The following is a 21,722-nucleotide window of genomic DNA, read 5'->3' on the forward strand; positions in this document are numbered from 1 at the left end:
TTTAGTGTAATTTACCAAATTTTAAACCTATAAAAAATGTTCTAGGTGCATTTGGCCCATATACATAATCTGAATCTCTGGTTGGTCCTATTGAAAAGTCATTTTGATAACTATTGAAGATATTTTTAACGCCAACAGAAAAAGTAGTCATAAAGTTTTCACTAAAATCGAAATGTGATTCTAATTTTAGATTGATATCAAAAAAGTCATCAACTTCATTCAATTGTAAAAAACCTGAATCACTCACCACTAAAGGTACAATCATACTGCCTGTATATGTTCCAGTAATATCTAAATTGAATTTTTTATTGGGTAACCAACTTGTATTGAAGTATCCATAGAAATCAGGATTTCGAACAAATTCATTAATAATAATATCAGTTTCCCCAGCAACAGAACCATCAGCCTCAAAAATTACTTGAGAATCATCATAAGCAGTTTTTTGAAGTGTTCCTCCTAATTGAAACTGTAATTTCGGACTAGGAGAAACACCGAATTCAAAATTAGTTCCGTAAACTTTTGCTCCAGAACCATTTCTGACTTCTTCTAAAATTGAACCATTAGCTAAAACTGCTCCTGTACTTACAATGGTAAACGGATTTTCTAAAGTGGTATAAAATCCTTCAACCAAGAAATCTAACTGTAATAAATTAATATTTTTAGAATAGTTGAAAGAACCTGTAAAAGCGTTAGAAAATTCGGTTTCTAAATTATCATAAAGTATGACAAAACTAGGTTCTCCACCAACACTAGAAATGTGTAAATCTTCATTAAAAGCCTGTGAAGCTCTAAAACCTCTTGCATAACCACCTCTAAATTTTAAATCGTTTGTAAATTGATAAGAAACTGTTAATCTGGGTGATAATGCATTCTGATTCACATCTACATTTCTATTAATACCACCAATTGTGTAATTTCCATCAACAGCAACATTATCAAATCTTGCACCTAATAAAGCTGTAAATTTTTCTGACGGTTTCCATTCATATTGGGCATATAAACCAAAAGAATTTACAGTTTGGTCTATTAATCTGTTATATCCTAAAATTTCGTCTCTAGTATTTGTGTGATTCAATTCTGAACCAACAGTTAAAACATCATTATTTTTAAAAGATTTTGTAAACTGCAATCCATTTACCCAAGCTAAATCTTTTGTAGTTCCAAAAGCGTTGTTGGCTGTTATGCTGTCTTGACGCGTTCTTCCACCACCTAAACCACCATAATAACTATCTCTATCTGTATGAGAAAGCGAAGTGTAGATTTGAAACTTTTGAGTATCATCTTTACTATATATTTCATAATTTAGACCTCCAATAAATGTATCGTGATTCAATTCTTCTGTAATATCTGTGAATTGAGGAGCTAAATCTAATTTATTACCTCCTCTTCTGTATTCTTGAATGGATGCCAAGTTTAAAGAAATTTTACTTTTTTCTGATGGTTTTACAAAGGCATTTGCACCAACAGTTGTATTTTTCAACTCAACAAGTTCTGTAAATCCATCTCCATTTGCGTCAAAAGCTTCTCTATTTCTATAATTCCCAAAAAAGGAAACGCCACTATTTAAATCATCAGCAACCAAAGAATTGTTAAAAGTTAAAGTTCTATCAGCAGTATTTCCATCAATTAAAGCCAAGTTAGAACCAATTTCCCACGTATTTAAAATAGGATCTTTGGTAATTACATTTACAGTTCCTGCAATGGCACTAGAACCATACAAAGCAGAACCACCACTTCTTACCACTTCAATCCGTTCAATAATATTTGTAGGAATTTGTTCCAGACCATAAACACCAATTAAAGAGGTAAATACAGGTTTGCTATTTAAAAGAACTTGCGTGTATCCTCCACCTAAACCATTCAATCGAACTTGGGTAAAACCACAATTCTGACAATTATTTTCTACACGTATTCCTGGAGCATAATTTAAACCATCTGCCGTAGAAATAGATTGCGTAGCTTGTAACAATCTTGGTTTTATAGTAGAAACCACAACAGGTGCTTTTCTTTTTTCAACGCGATTTCTAGTGGCTGTAACTACAACTTCTTCTAAACCCAATTGGTCTTCTAATAACACAAAATTTAGGGTGATGTTTTTTTTTGAATTTATAGTAACTTTTTTGTTTGTTCTTCTGTATCCTTGAAAACTAACTTCAATAGTAACTTCACCAGAAACGTTTTCCAATTGATAAAAACCATTACTATCTGAAGTAGTCCCATTGTTGCTGTTTTTTACATAAACAAATGCAAAAGGAATCGATTCATTCTTGCTATTTGTTATTTTTCCTGAAATAGTAACTTGAGCAAATGAAGAAATAACTCCTAAAAATAAAATAGCAACAATAGTGTTTAATAATTTCATTTTAAATTAAATTTTCGACAAATATAATCTAATTTTTAGACTTGTCTAAAAATTTATTTTGATTTAAATAAAAAGTATATATTTGCATAACTAAAAGTGAGTTATGTTTACACTTTCTGAAGAAAACTATTTAAAAGCCATTTATCATCTAGAATTAGATTCTGACAAAGGCATCAGTACAAATGCCATAGCAGAACAGCTAGAAACCAAAGCTTCTTCTGTATCTGATATGATTAAAAAATTGTCCGATAAAAAAGTTGTGGTTTATAAAAAATATAAAGGTGTTAAATTAACTGATTTAGGTAAAAAAACAGCTGCTAACATTGTGCGAAAACACAGATTATGGGAGGTTTTTTTGGTAGAAAAATTAAATTTTTCATGGGATGAAGTTCACGATGTTGCAGAACAGTTAGAACATATAAAATCGCCTAAATTAATCAATCAATTAGATGCTTTGTTGGGTTTCCCAACACACGATCCACATGGAGATCCAATTCCTGACAAGAATGGGAATTTAAAAACAATTGATAAAAGTTTACTATCAACATTATCAAAAAATGAAAGTGGAGTTTGTATTGGTGTTGATGATTCTTCTTCCGAATTTTTAAGGTTTTTAGACAAAAAAGGCATCACTTTAGGAAATAAAATAACAGTTTTAGAAAAAGAAGATTTCGATGATTCCTTATCCATTCTAATTGAAGGTAAGCAATTATCAATATCTAATAAAATTGCAAACAACTTATATATAAAAAAAATATGAGCACATTCGATCAATTGGTTGCTTTTGGTAAAGAACATCCAATTCAAGCAGCATTATATGCATCACTTTTTACTTGGGGATTAACAGCAGCAGGTGCTGGATTAGTTTTTTTCTTTAAAAAAGCAAACAGAGCAGTTTTAGATGGAATGTTGGGTTTTACAGGCGGAGTTATGGTGGCTGCAAGTTTTTGGAGTTTATTAGCGCCAGCAATAGATAACAGTCCTGGAGAAGGTTTTGTAAAAGTCTTTCCTGCTGCAATTGGTTTCGGTTTGGGAGCATTGTCTCTTTTTGGTTTAGATAAAATTTTACCGCATTTACACATCAACTTTAAAGAAAGTGAAAAAGAAGGTGTAAAAACACAATGGCATAAAACAACATTGTTGGTTTTGGCAATTACCTTACATAATATTCCTGAAGGATTAGCAGTAGGTGTTTTATTTGGAGCAGCATCAACTTTAGTTGGGGTTGAGCAAACAGAAATGATTATTGCAGCAATTTCTTTGGCAATCGGAATTGGAATTCAGAATTTTCCAGAAGGTTTTGCAGTGGCAATGCCTCTAAGAAGACAAGGTGTAAGTAGATTTAAAAGTTTTTGGTATGGGCAATTATCTGCAATTGTAGAGCCAGTTGCTGCAGTTTTAGGAGCTTTAGCAGTTTCATTTTTTACCCCAATTTTACCTTATGCATTGGCTTTTGCAGCAGGAGCAATGATTTTTGTAGTAGTAGAAGAAGTAATTCCAGAAACACAAAGAGATAAATACACGGATATTGCTACACTTGGTTTTATTGGTGGCTTTATTGTAATGATGTCTTTGGATGTTGGACTTGGATAAAAAAAGCTCATCTTAATCTTCCCAAAGGGAAGAAGTGCTATTGTATTTATATTATGTGAATCTTTACAATTTGTATAAGTGACTCCTTGAGATGCTTGAAGTCTATGTATTTTTTCTCTGCGAAATTCTGTGTAATAATCTAATAAATACTTAAATTCGTACAATTCGTTTTCAAAAATAAATTGTGCAACAACCTTCTACTTTTCAAGTTTATAATGCTTCTGCTGGTAGTGGAAAAACTTTTACGCTTGTAAAAGAGTATTTAAAAGTTCTTTTAGTTTCCGAAGATATTTTCACATTTCAAAAAGTATTGGCAATTACATTTACCAACAAAGCTGCTGGTGAAATGAAAGAACGAGTGTTGCATAATTTAGAATCTTTTGCTAATGGAAAAGAAACAAAAATATATCCAAAAATTCTTGAAGAAACTTCTTTAGATAAACCAATAATAAAAGAGCGAAGCAAAAAGATTTTAGATGCAATTCTCCAAAATTATTCTGCTTTTTCAATTACAACTATTGATAGTTTTACGCATAAAATCATTAAAAATTTCGCTTATGATTTGGGTTTATCACTCAATTTTGAAGTGGAAATGGATGCAATTTCAATATTAAATGAGGCTGTAGATGTTTTGATTTCAAAAATCGGAACAGATGAAAAATTAACTAATATTTTAATTGATTATTCATTAGATAAAACTGATGATGATAAATCTTGGGATATTTCTAGAGATTTGAATGAGTTTGCCAAAATATTATTAAATGAAGATGATGTCAAACATTTTAGAAATTTAGCTGATAAGCAAATTGATGATTTTACAAGTTTAAAATCAAAATTGATAAAAAATCAGCAGCACTTAAAAGAAGCTATTAAATTAACAGGGACATCATTTTTAAGTTTACTAAATGATAATAATTTGGAATTTTCAGATTTTAATAGAAGTACTATTCCAAAATTTTTCGTAGATGTTCAAAATAAAGGAGTTGATTTTAGCTTTATTTCTAGAAGTGAAACTATAGAAAAAGCGATTGAGAATCATCAATATTATACAAAATCAACCACAGATGCAATAGCACAAACAATAGAAAGTATTGTGCCTCAAATTATTGAACATTATCAACAAGTTAAACAATTCTACAGTCAATTTTTATTGCATAAACTTGCTTTAAAAAGCATTATACCTCTAGCTGTTTTAAACAATATTAATCAGGAATTAATTGCTATAAAAGAGGATAATAATATTCAACTGAATGCAGAGTTTAATCAGCTGATTTCAGATAATATTAAAGAGCAACCTGCACCTTACATTTATGAACGAATTGGGCAACGTTTTCAAAATTATTTTATTGACGAAATGCAAGACACCTCTGTTCTGCAATGGCAAAATTTAATTCCTTTAATAGACAACGCATTAGCACAAGAAAATAGTAAGTTATTATTAGTTGGAGATGGTAAACAAGCTATTTACAGATGGAGAGGAGGCAAAGCAGAGCAGTTTATCTATTTGGGTTCTGAACTAAATAACCCTTTTTTGATTGATAAGGAAATTAAGAATTTAGAAACCAATTTTAGGAGTTATTCAGAAGTTATTGGTTTTAATAATTCGTTTTTTCAGCATACTGCCAATTTTCTGCAAAATAAATCGTATCAAAAGTTATTTATTGATGGTAATAAACAGTTAGAAAACCCAAAAAAAGGAGGTTATGTTTCTCTATCATTTTTAGAAGATGAAAATGATGTAGCAGAAAAAAAATTACGCTACCCAAAAAAAGTATTAGAACAAATTTTAACTTTAAAAAATAATTTTTTATTGGGAGAGATTTGTGTGTTAACAAGAACTAAAAAAGACGGTGTAGTAATTGCAAATTATCTTTCAGAAAACGATATTGCTATCGTTTCGTCAGAAACACTACTACTTCAAAATAGTGTTAAAGTCAACTTTATTATTAATTTATTAAAATCACTTCAAAACCCTGATGATGATGAAATTCGTTTTGAAGTTTTGTATTTTTTACATCAACACTTACAAATAGAAGCTACAAAACATCAATTTATAAGAAAATATGCAAAAAAATCAATTGTAGAAATTATATCAGAATTAAATCAAAATCAAATTAATTTCAATCTTTCAAATTTTCAAGAAACTCCATTTTACGAAAAAGTAGAAAATATTATCAGAGGTTTTCATTTGGTAAACTCTTCAGATGCTTATGTTCAATTTTTCTTGGATGTAGTTTTAGAGCAACAAAGAAAGGGAACTGATATTACTGATTTTTTAGATTTTTGGGAGTTAAAAAAAGAGAAATTAAGTATTGTAGCTCCAGAAAATGCAGATGCTGTTCAAATCATGACTATTCATAAATCCAAAGGATTAGAATTCCCTGTAGTTATTTTTCCTTGTGATGTGGAAATTTACAGGCAAATTAATCCAAAAGTTTGGCTAGATAAACTGCCTAATAATTTTGATGGATTTAAAGAACTGTTAGTTTCTTACAACAAAGAATTATCTATAGTAAATAATCGGGGTTTGCAGATCTACAATCAGCAAAGAGAAGAATTAGAGTTAGATAATTTTAATTTGTTATATGTTGCTTTAACCAGAGCAGTAGAGCAATTACATATTATTACAGAATATAAAGTTTCTAAAAAAGGAGAAGAAAATTTAAACTTTTATTCAGGGATTTTTATCAATTATTTAAAAAAAGAAAATCTTTGGAAAGATGATGTTTTACAATACGCTATTGGGAATAAGAATAGAGCAAGTACACCAGAACAAAAAGACAAAGCTGTAGAAATTCACAATCAGTTTATTTCTAACCCTTGGAAAGAGCAGAATATTGTTTTGTTAGCAAGCTCATCTCAATTATGGAATACAGAGCAAGGAAAAGCTATTGATTATGGTAATTTGTTACATGAAATTTTTGAAAAGATAATCACAAAAAATGATGCAGATAAAGTAATAAATCAGTTTTATAATCAAGGTTTGTTGAATGATGAGCAGTTGCCTTTTATCTTAAAATTGGTAAAGGATGTAGTAAATCATCCAGATTTGAGAACTTATTTTTCAGAGAAAGTCACAGTATTTAATGAAAGAGAAATTGTAGCGATTGATAATCAAACTAGTATACCTGATAGATTGGTTTTTACTGATGCAGATACAGTTTCCATAATTGATTATAAAACTGGAAGCCAGCTACAGAAACATTATCAACAGTTATCAAAATATGAAAGTGTTTTAAAGTTCATGAATTTTGAAGTTGATAAAAAACTACTAATTTATATAAATGATAAAGTTGAGGTTGTTGAAGTTTAATCAAACAAAAGAAACTTTGTAACTTTGTAATTCTTAAATCAATAAAAAATGTACGGAAAAATTAAGGATACTTTAAAAAAAGAACTTCAATCTATAAAAGACGATGGTTTGTATAAATCAGAGAGAATTATCACATCTTCACAAGATGCAGTTATCAAAATCTCATCAGGAGAAGAAGTAATTAACTTTTGTGCGAACAATTATTTAGGCTTATCAAATCATCCAGAAGTAATACAAGCAGCAAAAGATGCTATGGATACTCATGGTTTTGGAATGTCTTCTGTGCGTTTTATTTGTGGTACACAAGATATTCACAAGCAATTAGAACAAAAAATAGCTGAATTCTACAAAACTGAAGACACTATATTGTATGCAGCCTGTTTTGATGCAAATGGAGGAGTTTTCGAACCTTTGTTAACCAAAGATGATGCAATTATTTCAGATAGTTTAAATCATGCTTCTATTATTGATGGTGTGCGTTTGTGTAAAGCTGCTAGATATCGATACAATAATAATGATATGCAATCTTTAGAAGAGCAGCTTATTGAAGCTAACAAACAAAATCATCGTTTTAAGATTATTGTTACTGATGGTGTTTTCTCTATGGATGGTATAGTAGCCAAGTTAGATGAGATTTGTGATTTGGCAGATAAATATGATGCTTTGGTTATGGTAGACGAATGTCATGCCACAGGTTTTATAGGTAAAACAGGTAGAGGTACAGTAGAGTTAAAAAATGTAATGGACAGAGTAGATATTGTAACAGGAACTTTAGGAAAAGCTCTTGGTGGAGCAATGGGCGGTTACACAACAGGTAAAAAAGAAATTATTGAAATTTTACGTCAACGTTCTCGTCCTTATTTATTTTCAAATTCGTTAGCACCTGCAATAGTTGGTGCATCTTTAAAAGTATTAGATTTAATTTCTGATGATACAACCTTAAGAGATCAATTGGAATGGAATACAAATTATTTTAGAACTGAAATGGAAAAAGCAGGTTTTGATTTGGTGGGTGCAGATGCAGCCATAGTCCCTGTAATGCTTTATGATGCAAAGCTTTCTCAAATTATGGCAAACAAACTTCTTGAAGAAGGCATTTATGTTATAGGATTCTTTTTTCCAGTAGTTCCAAAAGAAAAAGCCAGAATAAGAGTACAGCTTTCTGCAGCTCATAAAAAAGAACATTTAGATAAAGCTATAAGTGCATTTGTTAAGGTTGGTAGAGGATTAAATGTTATTTAGAACTAATAAAAACTTGTTATTTTGTTATTTTTTTATAGATTTGTCTTTGTGAATAAGTTTTAACAACTTACTTTTGCATATTATAATAAAGAACTTTTAATTTAAAAATTTGATAATGAAACGATTAAAATTAGCTGTGATAGCTTTGTTTACGTTAGTAACAGTTAGTAACGTCAACGCACAAGATGAAAACAATCCATGGGCAATAGGCTTTGGTGTAAATGTTGTAGACTTTTATTTGAATAATACAAGTTTTACAGATAAGCTAGAGGATCACATTGGTAGTAGTGATTGGAACTTTCTTCCATCAGTATCCAGAATCACTGCTGAGAAGTATTTAGATAAAGGATTTTCATTACAATTTTCAGGTACAATAAATAAAATTACTCATAAATTTAGTGATGGTGATTCTGATTTTTTATATTACTCATTAGGTTTAAATGCAAAATATGATTTGAATAACCTTATTGGAGATACTGGTTGGTTTGATCCATTTGTATATTTAGGTGGTGATTATGTTTCTGCAGATTCTATGAACGAAGGTATGTTAGGTGTTGGATTTGGTTTTAATATCTGGGTAAATGAAAATATAGGTTTTAATTACCAACATGGTTCTAAATATGGTTTTTCAAATAAAATACAAGACCATATACAAACGTCAGCAGGTATTGTTATAAGATTTGGAGGTAAAGATACTGATGGTGATGGTGTTTATGATAAAGATGATGCTTGTCCAGATGTTGCTGGTTTAGTAGAGTTTAATGGCTGTCCAGATGCTGATGGTGATGGTATTAAAGATTCTGATGACGCTTGTCCTAATGCTGCTGGTTTAGCTGCAATGAATGGTTGTCCAGATGCAGATGGAGATGGAGTTGCTGATAAAGATGACATGTGTGCTAACGCAAAAGGAACTAAAGCAAACAAAGGTTGTCCAGATTCAGATGGAGATGGAGTTTTAGACAAAGATGATAAATGTGCTTCAACTTCAGGACCTTCTGCTAATAACGGATGTCCATGGCCTGATACTGATGGAGATGGAGTTTTAGATAAAGATGACAATTGTAAAAATGAAGTTGGACCTGCTTCTAATTCAGGTTGTCCAGTGGTTGTTAATCCATTAGAAAGTTTACCAGAAATAACTAAAGACATTAACTTTAATTTAGATAGTGCAGTAATTACTTCAGATGCAGCATCAAAATTAGATAAAATATATAACTTAATTAGTTCTGTTGACAATGTGACTTTTGTAATAGAAGGGCATGCAGATAGTCTAGGAAATGATACATACAATAAATATTTATCTAAGAGAAGAGCTGAATCTGCTAAAAAATATTTAGTTAAGAAAGGTATGGATGCTAGTAAATTAGAAACTAAAGGATATGGAGAAGATAATCCTATAGCTGATAATGATACTGAAGAAGGTAGAGCTCAAAATAGAAGAGTTGTTATCAAGTTAAATGATATGTAAAATACCATTTAACATATAAAATTTCACAAAACTTTGTTCAAACCGAACAAAGTTTTGTTTTTTTAGATACTTTTTATTTTTTTAATATTAACAAAAAAAGTACCTTTGCACCCTGAAAAGAAAACATTTCAAAATAATAATTTAATTAAAAAAAAATGTCTACAACAACAGGTAAAGTTTCTCAAATAATTGGACCGGTTATCGATGTTGAATTCAACACAGAAAACAACGAGCTTCCTAAAATTTACGATTCGTTAGAAATAAAAAAAGCTGATGGGTCTATTTTAGTTCTAGAAGTACAACAGCATATTGGTGAAGATACTGTAAGAACAATCTCTATGGATGCTACTGACGGTCTTCAGAGAGGAGCAGAAGTTGTAGCTACTGGTAATCCTATACAGATGCCAATAGGTTCAGATATTTATGGTAGATTATTTAATGTAACAGGAGATGCTATTGATGGTTTAGGAAATCTTGCCAAAGAAGGTAAAGAAGGTCTACCAATACACAGATCAGCCCCAAAATTTGAAGATTTATCAGTATCTACAGAAGTTCTATTTACTGGTATCAAAGTAATCGATTTAATTGAGCCTTATGCAAAAGGTGGTAAAATCGGATTATTTGGAGGAGCAGGAGTTGGTAAAACAGTTTTAATTCAAGAGTTAATTAACAACATTGCAAAAGGACATGGTGGTTTATCTGTGTTTGCTGGAGTAGGAGAAAGAACTCGTGAAGGAAACGATTTACTACGTGAAATGTTAGAATCTGGAATTATCAAATATGGTGATGACTTCATGCATTCTATGGAAGAAGGAGGATGGGATTTATCTAAAGTAGATAAACCTGGAATGAGAGATTCAAAAGCAACTTTTGTTTTTGGACAAATGAATGAACCACCTGGAGCACGTGCAAGAGTTGCCTTATCTGGTTTAACAATAGCAGAATATTTTAGAGATGGAGCAGGAGAAGCACAAGGAAAAGATGTACTTTTCTTTGTAGACAATATATTTAGATTTACACAAGCAGGTTCTGAAGTATCTGCACTTTTAGGACGTATGCCTTCAGCAGTAGGTTACCAACCTACATTAGCGACAGAAATGGGTGCAATGCAAGAACGTATTACATCGACTAAAAAAGGTTCTATTACATCAGTGCAAGCGGTTTATGTACCTGCAGATGATTTAACAGATCCTGCACCAGCAACAACATTTGCGCATTTAGATGCAACAACAGTATTATCTCGTAAAATTGCAGAATTAGGTATTTATCCTGCAGTAGATCCTTTAGATTCTACTTCAAGAATTTTAACTGCTGATATTTTAGGTGATGAGCACTATGATTGTGCACAGAAAGTAAAAGAAATTTTACAACGTTATAAAGAATTACAAGATATTATTGCAATTTTAGGTATGGAAGAATTATCTGAAGAAGATAAATTAGTTGTTCATAGAGCAAGACGTGTACAACGTTTCTTATCTCAACCTTTCCACGTAGCTGAACAATTTACTGGTATACCAGGTGTTTTAGTTGATATTAAAGATACTATTAAAGGATTTAATATGATTATGGATGGTGAATTAGACAAGTATCCTGAGGCTGCATTTAATTTAAGAGGATCAATTCAAGACGCAATTGATGCTGGAGAAAAAATGTTAGCAGAAGCATAAACAGCTTAAAGCGATAAGCTTAAAGCATAAAACAAAAAAAATGTTTTTAGAAATTGTAACACCTGAAGCCATATTGTTTTCATCTGAAGTAGATGTAGTATCAGTACCAGGAATCAATGGAGAATTTCAAATGTTGAATAATCATGCTCCAGTAGTATCAATTTTAAAAGAAGGAGATATTAAAATAGAAGGTTCAAATTTTTCAATTAACAAAAAATTTGAAGAAAAATTTATAAAAATGAATGATGGTAAAGTATCATTTTTTATAAATTCAGGTACTCTTGAATTAAATGATAATAAAGCTATTATTTTAGCAGATTAGCATACACATTAACCAAAATAAAAACTCGAAGCTAATTTAGTTTCGAGTTTTTTGTTTTCTAAAAATTTGATCTAGTTTTTTCTGGAATTTTACCTAAAAGATTTATTTCTTTTCCTAAATAAAAGAAATGAGTAATTCTCGAGAATAATTTATAGCTAATTCTTTAAATTTAGTGGAAATCCTATGTTTTATCTTCATAAGAACCATTATTAAAATTATCAAATATAATCTGATTGAACTTAAAAACTTACATAAAAAAATAAAATTTAACTCTTTAAAAATGTCGTAAATTTGTGATATGGAAGAAACAAACAGGCAAAGAAAAATTGCAGGTGTATTGCAAAAAGATTTGGTAGATGTGTTGCAAAAAGCAGCTCAAGATGGTATGAAAGGAGTAATCATCTCTGTTTCTAAAGTTCATGTTACTTCAGATTTAGGTGTTGCAAAAGTGTATTTAAGTATTTTTCCTTCAGAAAAAAGAGATAGTATTGTTAAAGGAGTACAATCAAATACTGCGTTAGTTCGCCATGAAATGGCACAAAGAACACGTAATCAATTGCGTAGAATGCCAGAACTGTTGTTTTTTGGTGATGATACTTTAGATTATTTAGAAGAAATTGACAAATCTTTAGAAGGTAAAGATGAGAACCCAATTAAAAATCCTGATATTTTGCTAAGACGTAAAAAATTATAAATTCAAAATTTCTATTTGAGTTTTCCATTATACATAGCCAAACGATATTTATTTTCAAAAACTAGTAATAATGCCATAAATATTATTACCATTATTGCTTCATTTGGAGTAATAGTAGGTGCAGCAGCTTTATTTATTATCTTATCTGGTTTTTCTGGCTTGAGAACTTTTAGTTATAGCTTATTAGATGCTTCAGATCCAGATATTAAAATTATCTCAAAAAAAGGAAAATCTTTTATTTATACTGATAATATTAATTCAATATTAAAAAAAGATTTATCAATAAAGGAATTTGCCAAAGTTATAGAAGAACGAGTTTTTTTAGAGTATAATGATAAAAACGAAATAGCTTATATAAAAGGTGTACAAGATAATTATTCAGAGATTATACAAATAGACTCATCGTTATTTCAAGGAAATTGGCTTGATAAAAATTATATTAATACTGCTGTCGTTGGAAGAACTATTGCAAATAAACTATCACTTGGAATTAATAACTTTATAGAACCTTTGTCAATCATGGTGCCAAAACCAGGTACTGGTTTTATTAATGCCAACAATGCATTTTACAAAGCAGATGTACAAACGGTTGGTTTGTATACTGGCACAGAGGAGTTTGAGAGTAAGTTTGTATTTGTAAATTTAGAACTAGCTGAAAAGTTATTAAACTATACCAAAAATCAAATTACTGGTTTAGAGCTTAAATTAGTTAATCAATCTACATCAGATAAAACTGCAACGTTACTACAAGAACAATTAGGAAACGATATAAAAGTACAAACTAGAGAACAGTTAAATGAAGTTTATTATAAAGTTTTGAATACAGAGAATTTTGTGATTTATCTTATTTTTACTTTGGTAATTATTATTGCTTTGTTCAATGTTATTGGTACTATATTAATGATGATAATTGATAAAAAACAAAACTTAAAAACATTATTAAGTTTAGGGTCAACAATAGAAGAGATTAAAAAAATATTTGTGTATCAAGGTTTCTTGTTAACCCTTTTTGGGATGATAATAGGATTAGTTTTAGCCACAATTATAGTAATTTTACAAAAACAATTTAGTTTATTCATGATAACTCAAAACTTACCTTATCCTGTGGAGTTTAAGCTTAAAAATCTTTCTATCGTAATTTTTACTATATTGGTTTTGGGATATTTAGCAGCAAAAATTGCTAGCAGTAGAATAAATAGAAATTTTATTGAAAAGGATTAACTATCTAATTTCTGGAATAATAGCATTTCCAAATTTTTCCTCAACCTCATTAAAGGCTTTAAAAACCAATTCAGGATTATCTTGAGTAACCATCTGTAAACGATATTCTTTAAAATGCGGAATTCCTTTAAAATAATTGGTATAATGTCTTCTGGTTTCTACAACTCCTAAACGTTCGCCTTTCCAATCAATAGCCATTTGTAAATGTCTTCTAGCCATTTCTACACGTTCAGCAATATTGGGTTTTGGTAAATATTCACCAGTTTTAAAAAAGTGTTTTACTTCATTAAAAAACCAAGGATAACCAATAGAGGCTCTACCAATCATAGCACCATCTAAACCATATTTATCTCGCATTTCTATGGCTTTTTCTGGCGAGTTTACATCTCCATTTCCAAAAACAGGAATATACATTCTTGGGTTGTTTTTTACAGCAGCAATTGGTTTCCAATCTGCGTTACCTTTATACATTTGAGCTCTAGTTCTGCCATGAATAGAGATAGCTTTACAACCTACATCTTGTAAACGCTCTGCGACTTCTACAATTTTTATAGAATCATGATCCCAACCTAAACGTGTTTTTACAGTAACTGGTAATTTTGTATGATTAACCATTTCTTTGGTTAATTTAACCATCAAATCAATGTCTTTTAGAATACCTGCACCTGCTCCTTTAGAAACTACTTTTTTTACAGGACAGCCAAAGTTAATATCAATAATATCTGGATTTGTTTTCTCAACAATTTCGACTGATTTCAGCATCGAATCTAAATTGGCTCCAAAAATTTGAATCCCAACTGGTCTTTCTTTTTCGTAAATGTCTAATTTCATCACACTTTTTGCTGCATCACGAATCAAACCTTCTGAAGAAATGAACTCTGTATAAACTACATCAGCACCATTTTCTTTACATAAAGCCCTAAAAGGAGGGTCTGAAACATCTTCCATTGGTGCTAATAAAAGTGGGAAATCAGGAAGTTCTATATTGTCTATTTTTACCAAAATCGTATAGTTTTTGCAAATTTAGTGTTTTTAAGAAGATTAGATTAAATCTACTTTTATTAAATATTTTACAAAACCCCAGACTTTAAATATTTGAATTATTTATTACTATATTTGAAAAAAACAATATCATGAAAAAAATATCTACTTATACCTTAATTATAATATTAATGGTAGCAGTATTTTCAACAGTAATTCTTTTAAAAAAAGATTCAACTGTTGAGAAAATAAAACTAGTTCAATTTGATTCTGAAATGGACTCTAAAAGAAAATCAGCTGACGAAAAAGCACTATTCTCTCAAAAAAGATTAGAGCATGAGTTAAAAATGCAACGAAATCCACTTACAGGAGAAATACCCATAGAAGAAAAGGCTCAAGAATTACAGAAAGCTCAAGAATTAAAAAGAAATCAGGAATTATTTAAATCTACAACAAGAACATATATTTCTAGAGGACCCTCTAATTTTGGAGGAAGAACAAGAGCTGTAAGAGTTGACTTATCTGATGTTACAAGTAATACTATTTTATCAGGAGGAGTAAGCAGTGGATTATTCAGAACTACTGATGGTGGATCGTCTTGGACAAAAGTATCACCTAATGATGATATTCATAATATTACAGCTCTAGTGCAAGACCCAAGACTAGGTTTTCAAAATATTTGGTATTATGCTACAGGAGAAAGAACAGGTAATTCAGCCACTTTAGGTTCTGCATACAGAGGTAGAGGTATTTGGAAGTCTACGGATAATGGAGTTACATGGAACCAAATTTCTGCAACCGATTCTCCACAAGAAAGCTTTAATACTATTGACTATATCATGGCACTAGAGGTTAGTCCAATAAATGGAGATTTAATGGTTGCTGGTTATAGAACTATATATAGATATGATGGTGCAACTTTGCATACAGAATTGCAGAATGCTTCAGGAGGTAGATTAATGACTGATGTAGTAATCAACAGTCAAGGAAGAGTTTTTGCATCTTTTGAAGGTAATGCTTCTACACAAGAAGGTGTTTGGACATCTCCAACAGGTAATGGTTCTTGGACAAGAATTGCAAAAAATGGAGACCCTGTTGATTGGAATGCAACAGGTAGAATTGTTTTAGCAAATGCACCTTCTAATGATAATGTTATTTATGCTTTGTATCAAAATGGAAAAGATAACGAACAAGGTGAAAAAGAAGCAGATTTATGGAAATATAATCTTGTAAATAATACTTGGACAAATTTTTCAGCTAAATTACCTGATGAAGCAGGTGGAAATTTAGCAGGAAATGATCCTTTTTCAATTCAAGGTGGTTACGATTTAGTAGTTTCTGTAAAGCCAGACAATGAAAATTTTGTAGTTATTGGAGGTACAGGTGCTTATAGAATTGCTAATATAGTATCAGATACAGAATTTACAAGAATAGGAGGTTACGCCAGCTTATCTTATGCATCTTATACAGGAGCAATTGGAACAGATGAGCATCATGCAGACATTCATGAATTACTATTTAATCCACATAATTTTAATCAATTGTTTAGTGGTACAGATGGTGGTATTCATAAGACAACTAATATTTCAGAGCCTACTGTTTCTTGGATAAGTTTAAATAATAATTACTTAACATTTCAATTTTATCATGTTGCACTAGATCAATTTACAGGAAGTAATATTGTATTTGGAGGTGCTCAAGATAATGGAACAAATCTTGGAGGAACTAATATCGGTTTGCCTAATAATTCTGAAATGTCAAGATATTTTGGTGGTGATGGAGTTGCAGTTGCTTTAACAAGAGTTGAAAATAATACTGCTATTCAATTTTATTATGGTAGCCAAAATGGAAGTATTAGAACAAACAAACCAACTTTTAGAAGTATTAAACCAGATGGTTCTAGTAGCCAGTTTGTTACCTATTTTTATTTAGACCCTGATAATCCAACAAATTTGTATTATGCAGGTAAAACTAAACTTTATAAAACAAATGATGCACAAAATGTAACCACTCTAACTTGGGATGATTTAGGACCAATGGGAATTAATAATGAAGATATTACAAGAATTTCTGCAACGAGAGGTGCTTACAATGCAGCAACAAGCTACCTTTTGATTGGTGGAGATCTTGGAACAATTTTAAAATTAGATGATCCAATAAGTAAAACAGGTAGTATAACTCTCACACTTGCTAAAGATATTTCTCCTCCAGGTTTTCCAAAACAAAATTTCACTGTTACTAGTGGTTTAGCAATTCATCCAACGAATCCCGATATTGTTTTGGCAACTTATGCTAACTATGGAATTGATAACATCTTTTTGACTACAAATGCAACTAGTGCTAACCCAACTTGGACACAGGTTGAAAGAAATTTAAATAATCACTCTATTAGATCAGCTGTAGTTACTGAAATAGATGGGCAGATACTTTATTTTGTGGGTACAGCAAGAGGTTTATATAGTTCAACAGATCCAACAAGTTCTGATTGGATTTTGGAAGGAGGTAATACGATTGGTTTGCCAGTTGTTAGTGATTTAGATTATAGACCATCAGACAACAAATTATTAATTGGGACACATGGGAATGGTATGTTTGAAACAGAAGTGAAAACATTATCTGTAAATAGTGAACCTAATAACGCTTTAGGTTTATCAATCTTTCCCAATCCAACTATAAATGAATTGAGAATAAATAGTGACTTATATAATTTAAATAATGCAAGCTTTAATATTTTTGACATTAATGGGAAAACCATAAGAAAAGGTACTCTAAACGATTCTAAATTAGATGTTATAGATTTAAAATCTGGAGTTTATATTTTAAATATTGAAAAAGAATCTAAAAGAAGTTCAATTAAATTCATAAAAAATTAAGTTTTGAGAATCTTAACAATAAGTATAATGTGCGTAATTTTATTTTCTTGTAAAAGCACAAGTAATAATTATAAAATAGAGAAAAGGCCAACTCCTGAAATTGAAAAAGCTTATTACCAAGATTGGGCTTCTGGTATAAAAGGAGGTGGTGCAGGTTATAGTGTATATTTATTTTTTAAAGAGAATACTAACATAACTATAGAAGGCATTTATTTTAAAAACAAGTATTCAAAAATTAAGTTTCAAGGAAAGAACAAATATCAAGCCTTTGTAAAGAATAATGAGAATTTAGAAAAATCTAATATGGATGATACAGAACCAATAAAAAAAGAGGATAAATTAGAAAAAATTCCTTTTGAACTTAAAGGTAATGAAGCAGTAATTAGTTACATAGAAAATGAACAAAAAAGGTTTATGAAGATTACTTTAAATAAAAATGAAAATATGGATTTACCTATGTAAATATCAATATCTTATGAACATTTATAAAAGCTAGAATTGATAAATTATCATTTTTAGCTTTTTATTTTGGTTAAAATCCAACAACCATAAAATCCTAAAAAGAGTTCTACGAAAGTACCAAATTGATATACAAATGTAGATGTACCATCAAAAAAGAAACTGATAACTCTACCAAAACCCAAACCTAACATAAATATCATATTTTTTATTAAAGCTGTTCTTAAATATTGGTTTTTGAAAATCCCTAGAATCCAAAGTATAGCGAATCCTAATATATAAACTCATTACAGCTTTTAAAAAATTATGCTCATCTATTGTTTCTGTGGAAATATCAAATTGTAATAAGGATTAAACCCGTAAATAATTGAAACAGGAACTGCTATAAGAACAGAAATTACTAAATGAATTTTTGATTTAATTTCTTGTTTTGAAGTTTTCATAACATATCTATACATCTAAAAATACAAAAAAGCCCCTTGGATTATACAAGAGACTTGGAAAAAAACTACTAATTTTTAATCAACTAGTTCTTTATAATCTTTTTTGTGAGTAATTTATTTTCTGTCACAATTCTCATCATATAAATACCAGAAGTGTATTTAGAGAAATCAATCGTTTTTTGGTTTGTTTTTACAATTCTTTTACCAATTGTATTGTAAATTTCCACAAAATCAAATTCTTTTGTGCTCTCTATAGTTAAGAAATTAGTAACCGGATTTGGAAAAATAGTTACATCTTTCTGTAACAATTCTTCTGTTGATAAAACTTCTGATCTGCATTGCTCTTTACTCTCTACAAAGTTATTTGCAGCATCTTTATTCCAGGTAGAAAGGTAGTTAGCTCCTTTATTATCAACTAAAATACAAGATAAGTTAGGTGTATTTGAAGAATTAAATGTTGTTATTACTGAATTATTTCCATTCTTAAAACTTACAGTTATTAAATCTTGGTTATTACTAATATCTAGTATTTTTAGATTAGATAACCCATCTAAATTTATTGTTTGAAACCTATTATTTTTTAAAATTAAATTTTCTAAATTCATACTTCTTGCTGCATATGTTTTAGTTTTACCTGAAGTTTTACTAATAGCTTCAATAACTAACCCTGTAAAAGGACTAAAATCTGAAATAGAGTTTCCTGATAAATCTAAAGTATGAATGCTTGAAAATACCTGCAAACCGTCAATAAGAGTAATTCCTTTATTACTTAAATCTAAAGTTCCAGTGAAGGCAACAGCTTCTGCAACTGTTATATTTCCATCATTATTAGCATCTAAACCAGTAATACTCATTAAAATTGTTTGTATAGTTGGATCTACATTAAGTGTCCAAATTTCTGAACAATCTGTGCTAAAATTTACATTCGCATCTACATTATTTGACCAAATTGTATTAGCATTATCTACTTTAGAAACTTGAATACATTCTAAAATATTATTTTTTGCTAATAAATTTTCTAATAGATTATTTGAAGTAAGATCTAAACTAGTTAAATTATTATTTGTAAGTTTTAGTGTTTTTATATTACTTGAACCTGAAATATTAATTCCATTTAAACCATTATCTTCTAAATTAATACTTTCTATAACTGTATTATTTATTATTGATACAGAATTAAGTCTATTATTTTTAGCATTAAGAATTCTTAGTTTTGGGTTAAAAGATAAGTTGATTTCACTAATAATATTTTCATTAATAATTAACCAATCTAGTTCTTTTTGTTTTGTAATGTCTATAGCAGATAAATTATTTCTACTTGTAGTAATACTTTCTAATTTAGAATTAAATTTAAAATCTATAGTATTTAAATTATTATCTGAAAAATCAATTTGTGTTAATTCTATATTGTTAGAAATATCTAATGAATTAAGGTTGTTGTTTGAGCAATATAAAACTTTTAAATTTGTATTTTGAGCAATATTTAGTGTAGATAAGTTGTTATTTCTTACATTAAAAGTTTCTAATGATGAAAAATCTTCTACACCAGTAATATCAAAAATATTTTTATTTTCTAAATTCAAAAAAGTAATAGTATTAATGTTATCTGTAATCACATAATTATCTAATACATCATCTTTACCTAAATCTATGAGAGCTTGTTCAAAATTATTATCTGGCACATACGTTTTTCCAGCAAAAGCATCGAAAACATACAACTCTCTTCCATAGGTATCATTAAAGCCATAGAAATACATTTTATTGTTAACTATAATTAAATCTTCACTACCATCTGCATTATTTTTTAAATTAATATCATCATTAGTATTTACTATTTTTGTACCAATATCTGTACCATCACTTTCCCATAATTTATTATTAATACCATCGTTTGTTGCAACAAAATATAACTTATCGTTATAAATTTTTAATTGTGCTGTACTAGTAGAGTTACCATTTGTATTTATAACTTTAACAATTTTAGTACCATTTGCTGTTCCATCTGTTCTCCATAGCTGTATACCAGAACCACCATAAGAACCCCAGAAATACAACCTATTTTTATACTCAACTCCTTCAGCTAAAAACACACTAAAGCTTCCATTTTCATTAACATCTTTAAGTAATGTAGTTCCATTTTCAGAACCATCTGTTTTCCAAATTTCTCTTCCAATACCAGTGCTACTTGCTGTAAAATATAAATTACCATTATATTCCTTGAAGTTAGATGGAGAAGAACTGCTTCCAGTAAAAATATCTTTTACAAGATTTGTACCATTTTCTGTACCATTGCTAACCCACAATTCTGTACCTTTTGTACCATCATCTGCATTAAAATAAAATTTACCATTAAACTCATAAAAATTTGTTGGGTTTGAAGAGCCTGATCCTGAATTAATATCTTTAACTAAATCAAAAGAGAAATTCCCTAATTTTCTTAACTCATTGCCAGAAGTAACAACTCCATTTTCTGTAGGATTAGAAACGTTAAAAAATATTTTGCCATCATATACTATTCTACTTCCTGGAGATCCATTTACTGTTCCTTCATAGTTGTCAAATAGCAAAGTAGTGCCTGCATTTGTGCCATCCGTTCTCCAAAGTTCTTCTCCATGATTTTGTGTTGTGGCATTAAAATACATTTTAGTATTGTCTATAAAAATAAAATTATTTGGAAAAGAACCATTTTCACCAGGATTTATATCCTCAAAAAGTTTTGTACCATTTTCTGTGCCATCTGTAACCCATAGTTCATAACCATGTGTTTCTGTATAAGCTCTAAAGAAAAGTTTATTTTGAAATTCAACAAAATTTGGTGCATGGGTACTTATAGAACCTTGGTTACCTGGGTTTATATCTTTAAGTAATTTAGTGCCATCTGCAGTTCCATCAGAAATCCATAATTCAGCACCAAATTCTGTAGTATTTGCATAGAAAATAAGCTTATTGTTATATTCTTTAAAGTAACCAAAACCAGTATTTTCTGAACCAGTACTAATATCTTTTACAAGTTTAATTTCTTGACCTATTGAGATTAATGAAATAAGTGAAAAATAAAGAATTATGTAATTTTTTGTTTGCATG

General features: G+C 29.7%; 15 protein-coding genes. 11 read left to right on the forward strand and 4 right to left on the reverse strand.

The window, feature by feature from the left end:
* Position 1: 1 nt before the first annotated feature.
* The gene (locus BTO18_RS15225) at positions 2–2,362 is read right to left on the reverse strand and encodes a TonB-dependent receptor (protein ID WP_105017047.1); all 2,361 of its coding nucleotides are present in this window, start codon (positions 2,360–2,362) and stop codon (positions 2–4) included.
* Between the two features lie 103 nt (positions 2,363–2,465).
* Here BTO18_RS15225 and BTO18_RS15230 point away from each other — a divergent pair, with 103 nt between their 5' ends.
* The 9 genes from BTO18_RS15230 (at position 2,466) to BTO18_RS15270 (ending at position 13,882) form a co-directional block, all read left to right on the forward strand.
* Positions 2,466–3,122 carry a metal-dependent transcriptional regulator gene (locus BTO18_RS15230; protein ID WP_105017048.1) on the forward strand — a complete coding sequence of 219 codons (657 nt, stop codon included), beginning with the start codon at positions 2,466–2,468 and terminating at the stop codon, positions 3,120–3,122.
* Positions 3,119–3,955: a ZIP family metal transporter gene (locus BTO18_RS15235; RefSeq protein WP_105017049.1), complete on the forward strand. Its 837-nt coding sequence runs from the start codon at positions 3,119–3,121 to the stop codon at positions 3,953–3,955. Before BTO18_RS15230 ends, BTO18_RS15235 begins: the two co-directional genes overlap by 4 nt.
* A gap of 184 nt (positions 3,956–4,139) precedes the next feature.
* The gene (locus BTO18_RS15240) at positions 4,140–7,268 is read left to right on the forward strand and encodes a UvrD-helicase domain-containing protein (RefSeq protein ID WP_105017050.1); all 3,129 of its coding nucleotides are present in this window, start codon (positions 4,140–4,142) and stop codon (positions 7,266–7,268) included.
* Between the two features lie 48 nt (positions 7,269–7,316).
* Positions 7,317–8,510: a glycine C-acetyltransferase gene (gene kbl / locus BTO18_RS15245; RefSeq protein ID WP_105017051.1), complete on the forward strand. Its 1,194-nt coding sequence runs from the start codon at positions 7,317–7,319 to the stop codon at positions 8,508–8,510.
* A 115-nt stretch (positions 8,511–8,625) separates the two neighbouring features.
* The gene (locus BTO18_RS15250; protein ID WP_105017052.1) at positions 8,626–9,978 is read left to right on the forward strand and encodes an OmpA family protein; all 1,353 of its coding nucleotides are present in this window, start codon (positions 8,626–8,628) and stop codon (positions 9,976–9,978) included.
* A 155-nt stretch (positions 9,979–10,133) separates the two neighbouring features.
* Positions 10,134–11,645: a F0F1 ATP synthase subunit beta gene (gene atpD / locus BTO18_RS15255; protein WP_105017053.1), complete on the forward strand. Its 1,512-nt coding sequence runs from the start codon at positions 10,134–10,136 to the stop codon at positions 11,643–11,645.
* A 40-nt stretch (positions 11,646–11,685) separates the two neighbouring features.
* A complete protein-coding gene (locus BTO18_RS15260) occupies positions 11,686–11,967 on the forward strand; it encodes a FoF1 ATP synthase subunit delta/epsilon (protein ID WP_105017054.1) in 282 nt (93 codons plus the stop codon).
* A gap of 298 nt (positions 11,968–12,265) precedes the next feature.
* Positions 12,266–12,661: a 30S ribosome-binding factor RbfA gene (rbfA, locus tag BTO18_RS15265; RefSeq protein ID WP_105017055.1), complete on the forward strand. Its 396-nt coding sequence runs from the start codon at positions 12,266–12,268 to the stop codon at positions 12,659–12,661.
* A gap of 15 nt (positions 12,662–12,676) precedes the next feature.
* The gene (locus tag BTO18_RS15270) at positions 12,677–13,882 is read left to right on the forward strand and encodes an ABC transporter permease (protein ID WP_105017056.1); all 1,206 of its coding nucleotides are present in this window, start codon (positions 12,677–12,679) and stop codon (positions 13,880–13,882) included.
* Here the strand turns inward: BTO18_RS15270 and dusB are convergent, their stop codons facing one another.
* On the reverse strand, positions 13,883–14,884 hold the full coding sequence (dusB, locus tag BTO18_RS15275) for a tRNA dihydrouridine synthase DusB (protein WP_105017057.1): 1,002 nt from the start codon (positions 14,882–14,884) through the stop codon (positions 13,883–13,885).
* Between the two features lie 131 nt (positions 14,885–15,015).
* Between dusB and BTO18_RS15280 the strand changes: the two genes are divergently transcribed.
* Positions 15,016–17,736, forward strand: coding sequence for a T9SS type A sorting domain-containing protein (locus tag BTO18_RS15280; RefSeq protein WP_105017058.1), 2,721 nt, complete (start codon positions 15,016–15,018; stop codon positions 17,734–17,736).
* A 27-nt stretch (positions 17,737–17,763) separates the two neighbouring features.
* Positions 17,764–18,198: a hypothetical protein gene (locus BTO18_RS15285; protein WP_105017059.1), complete on the forward strand. Its 435-nt coding sequence runs from the start codon at positions 17,764–17,766 to the stop codon at positions 18,196–18,198.
* A gap of 53 nt (positions 18,199–18,251) precedes the next feature.
* Here BTO18_RS15285 and BTO18_RS18070 read toward each other — a convergent pair whose 3' ends face one another.
* Both BTO18_RS18070 and BTO18_RS15295 read right to left on the reverse strand, forming a co-directional pair.
* On the reverse strand, positions 18,252–18,473 hold the full coding sequence (locus tag BTO18_RS18070) for a DUF4345 domain-containing protein (RefSeq protein WP_302849157.1): 222 nt from the start codon (positions 18,471–18,473) through the stop codon (positions 18,252–18,254).
* A 248-nt stretch (positions 18,474–18,721) separates the two neighbouring features.
* Positions 18,722–21,721, reverse strand: coding sequence for an ELWxxDGT repeat protein (locus BTO18_RS15295; protein WP_105017060.1), 3,000 nt, complete (start codon positions 21,719–21,721; stop codon positions 18,722–18,724).
* Between the last annotated feature and the right edge of the window lies 1 nt (position 21,722).

Source organism: Polaribacter porphyrae, assembly GCF_002954685.1.
Lineage (GTDB): Bacteria > Bacteroidota > Bacteroidia > Flavobacteriales > Flavobacteriaceae > Polaribacter > Polaribacter porphyrae.